At 71.9% G+C, this 6462-nt stretch carries 7 protein-coding genes; 2 read left to right on the top strand and 5 right to left on the bottom strand.

The window, feature by feature from the left end; all coding sequences use genetic code 11:
• Window positions 1-22: 22 nt before the first annotated feature.
• The 4 genes from ABD378_RS33035 to miaA all read right to left on the bottom strand — a co-directional run bounded on the left by ABD378_RS33035 (window position 23) and on the right by miaA (window position 4774).
• Window positions 23-2176 carry a RelA/SpoT family protein gene (locus tag ABD378_RS33035; RefSeq protein WP_344526985.1) on the bottom strand — a complete coding sequence of 718 codons (2154 nt, stop codon included), beginning with the start codon at window positions 2174-2176 and terminating at the stop codon, window positions 23-25.
• Between the two features lie 142 nt (window positions 2177-2318).
• Window positions 2319-3197: a diaminopimelate epimerase gene (dapF, locus tag ABD378_RS33040; RefSeq protein ID WP_344526987.1), complete on the bottom strand. Its 879-nt coding sequence runs from the start codon at window positions 3195-3197 to the stop codon at window positions 2319-2321.
• Window positions 3198-3272: 75 nt separating this feature from the next.
• Complete coding sequence (locus tag ABD378_RS33045) at window positions 3273-3728, bottom strand: hypothetical protein (protein WP_386546678.1); 456 nt, start codon at window positions 3726-3728, stop codon at window positions 3273-3275.
• Between the two features lie 107 nt (window positions 3729-3835).
• Window positions 3836-4774, bottom strand: a complete 939-nt coding sequence (gene miaA / locus ABD378_RS33050; RefSeq protein ID WP_344526991.1) for a tRNA (adenosine(37)-N6)-dimethylallyltransferase MiaA — start codon at window positions 4772-4774, stop codon at window positions 3836-3838.
• A 183-nt stretch (window positions 4775-4957) separates the two neighbouring features.
• Here miaA and ABD378_RS33055 point away from each other — a divergent pair, with 183 nt between their 5' ends.
• Together ABD378_RS33055 and ABD378_RS33060 are read left to right on the top strand one after the other, a co-directional pair.
• On the top strand, window positions 4958-5305 hold the full coding sequence (locus ABD378_RS33055) for a hypothetical protein (RefSeq protein ID WP_344526993.1): 348 nt from the start codon (window positions 4958-4960) through the stop codon (window positions 5303-5305).
• Between the two features lie 25 nt (window positions 5306-5330).
• Complete coding sequence (locus ABD378_RS33060) at window positions 5331-5609, top strand: antitoxin (protein WP_344526995.1); 279 nt, start codon at window positions 5331-5333, stop codon at window positions 5607-5609.
• A 198-nt stretch (window positions 5610-5807) separates the two neighbouring features.
• Here ABD378_RS33060 and ABD378_RS33065 read toward each other — a convergent pair.
• Window positions 5808-6462, bottom strand: a 655-nt coding sequence (locus ABD378_RS33065; protein WP_344526997.1) for a class III extradiol dioxygenase subunit B-like domain-containing protein, incomplete at its 5' end; no start/stop codon positions are given.

Here is a 6462-nt window from a genome sequence, read left to right on the forward strand (position 1 = left end):
TGCCGGTGCCGGTGGCACGCTGCTACGAATTCGCCGCCGCCGGATGCTGGGCACGGCTGACGTCGTACACCCCTGGCACCGCACGCATCGCGCGCATCAGCCCCGGGAGGTGGGCCGCGTCCGGCAGTTGCAGCGTGTACGTGTGGCGCACGCGCTGCTGGCTCGGCGGCTCGACGGTCGCCGACATGATCTCGACGCCCTCCAGGGCGATGGCTTCAGTGAGGTCGGCCAGCAGATGCGCCCGACCGAACGACTCGGCGATCAGCGTGACCCGGCACTCCGCGCTGTCTCCCCAGCGCACTCCGACCTCGGCGCGCCCCACTTCCTTCATGCGGGCGACCGCGGGGCACTCGACGCGGTGCACGGTGACGACCCCGCCGCGCACGGCGAAGGCGGTCACGTCGTCGGGCGGCACGGGCGTACAACAGCCCGCGAGCCGTACGCTCGCGCCTTCCCTGTCCACGACGGCGTTCGCCGCTGCGGGGCGCGGGAAGTCGGTGGCCTGCGGCTGGGGCGCCGGGGCTGTCTTCTCCGGGGTCGCGGGGGCCGACGCGGGCGTGGGGTGGGTCGTGAGCCAGCGTCGGATGGCGATCCGGGCGCCGGGCGTGCGCGCGTGGTCGAGCCACTCGCGGGAGGGCCCAGACGCCGCGTCCTGCCCCATGAGCAGCTGGACCGTGTCGCCGTCCAGCAGGACCGTGCTCAGCGTCGCCAGGCGTCCGTTGACACGTGCGCCGATGCAGGCGTGGGCGTCCTCGCCGTACTGCGCGTATGCGGCGTCCACACAGCTCGCGCCGGCCGGCAGCCCCAGCGTGCCGCCGTCGGGGCGGAAGACGGCGATCTCGCGGTCCTGGGCGAGGTCTTCGCGGAGCGTGGACCAGAAGGTGTCGGGGTCGGGGGCCGCTTCCTGCCAGTCGAGCAGGCGGGAGAGCCAGCCGGGCCGGGTCGGGTCGGCGCGCTCGCCCTCGACGGCGACGTCGGAAGGGGAGTCGCCACCGGCATCGGACTGCTCCTCCGAAGGAGGAGCGTACGGATTGCGCAGGGCGACGACGCCGGCCTCGGCCACCTTGTGCATCTGGTACGTACGGATGAGGACTTCGGCGACCTCCCCGTCCGGGCGGGCCACGGCCGTGTGCAGCGACTGGTAGAGGTTGAACTTCGGTACGGCGATGAAGTCCTTGAACTCCGAGACCACCGGCGTGAAACACGTGTGCAGCTCGCCGAGGACGCCGTAACAGTCCGCGTCCTCGTTCACCAGGACCAGGAGCCGTCCGAAGTCCGCGGCGCGCATCTCGCCGCGCTTACGGTGCACCCGGTGGACCGAGACGAAGTGCCGTGGCCTGATGAGGACTTCGGCGGCGATGCCCGCCTCGCGCAGCACCGACCGGACGTCGTCGGCCGTGCCTTCCAGCGGGTCGCCGCCGCCCACCGCGTTGGCCGCGATCAGCTTTTGGACCTGGGAGTACTCCTCCGGGTGGAGGATCGCGAACACGAGGTCCTCCAGCTCGGTCTTGAGCGCCTGCACACCGAGGCGTTCGGCGAGCGGAATGAGCACGTCCCGCGTCACCTTGGCGATCCGTGCCTGCTTCTCGGGGCGCATGACGCCGAGCGTGCGCATGTTGTGCAGGCGGTCGGCCAGCTTGATCGACATGACGCGTACGTCGTTGCCGGTGGCCACGAGCATCTTGCGGAAGGTCTCCGGCTCGGCGGCCGCTCCGTAGTCGACCTTTTCCAGCTTCGTGACGCCGTCGACGAGATAGCAGACGTCGTCGCCGAATTCCGTGCGCACCTGATCGAGCGTCACATCCGTGTCCTCGACGGTGTCGTGGAGCAGGGAGGCCGTCAAGGTCGTGGTCTCGGCGCCCAGTTGGGCGAGGATCAGGGTGACCGCGAGCGGATGTGTGATGTACGGCTCACCGCTCTTGCGCATCTGGCCGCGGTGGGAGGACTCCGCGAGGACCCACGCACGCCGCAGCGGCTCCAGGTCCGCGTCCGGATAGTGGCCGCGATGGGCCTCCGCCACATGGCCGATCGCGTCCGGCAGCCGGTCCCGGGTGGCGGGCCCCATCAGGGCCGCACGGCCGAGCCTGCGCAGGTCGAGCCGCGGACGACCGCGCCTGCGCGGCGCGGCGGGCGTCACGGGGCCAGGCATCGCGGGGTTTGTGGCCTCCGCACTCATGGGCACCTCCGGCTGCTCCGACCGGCGGTGAGCGGACGACGGCGTGCTCCGTCCGGGCCGGTGCTTGATGCTACCGAGCCCATCACGCGCCGCTGACCGCCTCTCGCCGAGCGTGAAACGGATCACCCATTCGAGCGACAGTTCACGGGTTTACAGTTTCGAGCCATTCCGCGTCGATCACGCCTTCGGCGACGATCACCGCGGGGCCCGTCATCTCGATCTCACCGTCGGGCCGCTCGGTGATCACCAGGGTCCCACCAGGCAGATCGACGGTGTAGGTGACCGGCGAACCGGTCACCGCGGGGTCCGCCCCGTCCCTGCGGGCCGCCGCGACGGCCACGGCGCACGCGCCCGTGCCGCACGAACGGGTCTCGCCCGCGCCGCGCTCGTGCACACGCATGGCGACGTGGCGCGGGCCCCGGTCGACGACGAACTCGACGTTCACGCCGTCCGGGTAGACGGAAGCGGGGCTGAAGGGGGGCGGGTCGTACAGGGTGCCCGCGTGGGCCAGGTCGTCCACGAAGGCCACCGCGTGGGGGTTGCCCATGTTCACGTTGCGCGCGGGCCAGTGGTGGTCGGCCACGGAGACGGTGACGTCCCCTTCGGGGAAGAGCGCCTTGCCCATGCCGACCGTCACGTCCCCGCCGGCCGCGGCCTTGGCGATGTGCACGGTCTTCACGCCACCACGGGTCGCGATGGCCAGATCACCCTCGCCCACCAGTCCGGCGCGCTGCAGATAGCGGGCGAAGACGCGCACTCCATTGCCGCACATCTCGGCGATCGAGCCGTCGCCGTTGCGGTAGTCCATGAACCACTCGGCCTCGGCGGCCAGGTGGCGCACCTCGGGGTGCGCCGCGGAACGCACGACATGCAGCAGGCCGTCGCCCCCGATGCCCGCGCGGCGGTCGCACAGGGCGGCCACGGCGGTCGGGGGCAGCTCGATGGCGTTGTCGGGATCCGGGACGATCACGAAGTCGTTCTCGGTCCCGTGCCCCTTGAGGAAGGCGATCCGCGTGCTCATTCCTCGATCGTACGGGGTAGCCATGACATTCGGTCCGTACGGTGCCCGCCAGGGCCCTGACCTCGTACGACGCCGTCAGCGAAGACGGGCGACGCGCCACACCGCGAGGAAGGCGACGGCCAGGAACACCAGGGCGTACGCGGAGACGATCCGCCAGTCCGGGCGGCTTCCGGAACCGCGCTCCGGCAGCCCCGGCCAGGTGTGCCCCACGCGGCGCGCGGCCATCATGCCCCAGCCCGCGGCGCAGGAGCTGATCAGGAGCCCGAGCATGGCGACGACGGCGCCGCCGTCACCGAAATCGAAGGCCAGCGGGAAGGCGAACATCAGCGATCCGGCCGCGGCGAGGATGACGATCGGCGCGAGCTGCCAGATGCGCAGACGACGCTGCGGGCGCAGTTCGACCTCGACCTCGGCGGCGGCCATATCGTCCGCGCCGGGGCCGTCGGCGCTCACGCCGTCCGGTGGCCCGTCAGGGCCGTCCGGAGTCAGCTCGCCGCCGTCATGCGCGGTGTCACGAGGGCCGGCCTCCATCGCCATCCGCCCTCCCACTTCGGACTCCACTGGTCGATCGATGGTCGATGATGGCACGGCGCCAGGGGCCGGGATGACCGCCGGAGCGTCCCGATGCAATCACGTGATCAGGCTGTGACCGCTCGTTCGACCAACGCCAGTGCCCGCCCCGGGAGTTCCCCTCGATCGTCCATGGCGCCGCTGAGCCAGTGCACCCGGGGGTCGCGGCGGAACCACGAGTCCTGGCGGCGTGCGAAGCGCTTGGTCGCGCGCACGGTCTCCGCGCGCGCCTCGTCGTCGGTGCACTCTCCCGCGAGCGCCGCGAGCACCTGCTGGTACCCGAGCGCGCGCGACGCCGTGCGCCCCTCGCGCAGCCCCACGGCCTCCAGGGCCCGCACCTCGTCGACGAGGCCCGCGTCCCACATGCGGTCCACGCGCGTGGCGATGCGTTCGTCGAGTTCGGGGCGGCCGACGTCCACGCCGATCTGGACGGTGTCGTAGACGGAGTCGTGGCCGGGGAGGTTGGCGGTGAAGGGCTTGCCGGTGATCTCGATCACCTCGAGGGCGCGGACGATCCGGCGGCCGTTGCTGGGGAGGATGGCCTGGGCCGCTCCGGGGTCGGCGACGGCGAGGCGGGCATGGAGCGCGCCGGAGCCCTGGAGGGCGAGCTCTTCCTCCAGGCGGGCCCGGACCGCGGGGTCCGTGCCGGGGAACTCCAGGTGGTCGACGGCTCCCCTGACGTAGAGCCCGGAGCCGCCGACCAGGACCGGCCAGCGCCCCTCGGCAAGGAGGCGGTCGATCTCGGCCCGCGCCAGCTTCTGGTACTCCGCGACGCTCGCCGCCTCCGTGACGTCCCAGATGTCGAGGAGGTGGTGCGGCACTCCGTCACGCTCTTCGAGCGTCAGCTTGGCGGTTCCGATGTCCATCCCTCTGTAGAGCTGCATGGAGTCGGCGTTGACGACTTCGCCGCCGAGACGCTGGGCGAGGAAAACGCCCAGATCGGACTTTCCTGCCGCGGTCGGCCCGACGACGGCGATGACCCGCGGTGCGGGAGCTGCTCTACTCACCGCCCCAGTCTCGCAAACCCGGCGACCACTTCCCGAACGAGCTACGTGACGCCACAGGTCCGACGTCGTTGCCTGTTGCGAGGTTCCGGCCGCCGGTTTCGAGGATCGGCGACCCCGGGCGGCGCAACAGGGCGCACCGGGCGGCGCGGGATTTCGCCCACACGAGTAACGTATGGAGTAGCTATGGGTGTTTTTGCACGGTTCCGCCGGAAGTCCAAGGACACGGAAGAGGCGTCAACAGCCGAGGCGGCAGCCGGCACCCTGACGGCCGAGCCGGAAGCTGCCGGGGAGCCCGCCGAGCCCGAGACCGGCAAGGAAGAGGCCAAGGCCGAAGCCGCCGCCGAGGACGAGACCAAGGCCGACACGAAGGCCGAGGCGGAGACCAAGACCGAAACCGAGACCGAGACCGAGACCGAGGACAAGACGGAGAACTCCGAAGAGGCCGCCTCGGAGAACGTGGACATCCCGAAGCAGCAGTCCGCTGAGAAGGCCGCCGACAACGACGAAGCCGACGAAGGCGCCCGCAAGTAACTCTCCCGGCGAGGGAAGGTGAACCATGGGCTTCCTGCAAAGCCTCAAAGACAAGCTCGCCCCGGCAAAGGCCAAGGTCGCGGACCTCGCGCAGCAGCACGGGGACAAGATCGGCCAAGGTCTCGACAAGGCCGCGAAAGTGGTCGACGACAAGACCAAGGGCAAGTACAGCGACAAGATCCAGACGGGGACGGGCAAGGCGAAGGATGCCGTGGACCGCCTCGCCGGGACGCCCGACGAGGGCGACGCGGGCAAGGACACGGGCGGCGGCACCGCCCCGCCCACGCCCCCTCCGGCTCCCTGAACCACCGCCCGACCACCGACTGAGTCAGTCGGCCGGGTCACCGGCTGAACGACACCGGCGGACGGCCGTGGAGCGCCACCAGCTCCGCGGCCGTCGCCGTGCGTCGGGCACGCCTCGGCACAGCTCCGCACGGCACTCGTCCACAACGTCCGCGGCAGACCCCCTCAGGCCCCGCTAAGGCTCAGGGTGCCCAGGCCCCTACGACCAGGCCGCCACCAGGTACCCGACGCCGTACGGCGCGTCCTCGTAGAGCAGCTCGCCGCTCAGGCCCGCGCCCTCGGCCGCCCCCGCGAGCACCTGCCACGGCGCCCGGCCCGCCGCCTTCAGCTCGTACGCCAGCTCCTCGTCCAGCGCCTTGAGTGCCTCGACGTCCGCGGCCCCCAGCGCCCGGGCGACCTCCGCGTCGAACCCGGCCGCCCGCTCGTCGAGATACCCCGGCGCCTTCAGCGTGCGGCACGCGCTGGCGTCGCCCATCACCAGCAGGGCCACCCGGTCGGCCCGCGCCGCGATCTCCCCTCCGACTTGAATACACCGCTCGGCCGCCAGAGGTTCCCCCACCCCGAGCCCCTCCAGCGGGGCCGCGGACCACTCCGTACGGTCGAGCAGCCAGGCGGCGACGGAGAGCGAGGGCGGAAGTTCGCCCTCCGCCGCATCGCCGCCGGAGCGTCCAAGCTGTACGTCGACGTCCGCGCCGAAACCGCGGAAGGACCCTCGGGCGCCCTGCGGATGCGGGCCACGCCCGCTCTGCCCGGCCGGGCCGACCACGACGAGCCGGTCGGGCCGCGAGGCGGCGAGCACCGCGATGGCGTCCGTGCACGCGGCGCGCGCGGCGTCCAGTTCGGGGGCAGCGCCT

The organism is Streptomyces rectiviolaceus (assembly GCF_039533825.1).
Classification (GTDB): domain Bacteria; phylum Actinomycetota; class Actinomycetes; order Streptomycetales; family Streptomycetaceae; genus Streptomyces; species Streptomyces rectiviolaceus.

Excerpts from the sequence above, each read along its gene's own strand:
- ABD378_RS33035 (WP_344526985.1), bottom strand. The coding sequence starts at position 2,176 with ATGAGTGCGGAGGCCACAAACCCCGCGATGCCTGGCCCCGTGACGCCC.
- dapF (WP_344526987.1), bottom strand. The coding sequence starts at position 3,197 with ATGAGCACGCGGATCGCCTTCCTCAAGGGGCACGGGACCGAGAACGAC.
- ABD378_RS33045 (WP_386546678.1), bottom strand. The coding sequence starts at position 3,728 with ATGGAGGCCGGCCCTCGTGACACCGCGCATGACGGCGGCGAGCTGACT.
- ABD378_RS33055 (WP_344526993.1), top strand. The coding sequence starts at position 4,958 with ATGGGTGTTTTTGCACGGTTCCGCCGGAAGTCCAAGGACACGGAAGAG.
- ABD378_RS33060 (WP_344526995.1), top strand. The coding sequence starts at position 5,331 with ATGGGCTTCCTGCAAAGCCTCAAAGACAAGCTCGCCCCGGCAAAGGCC.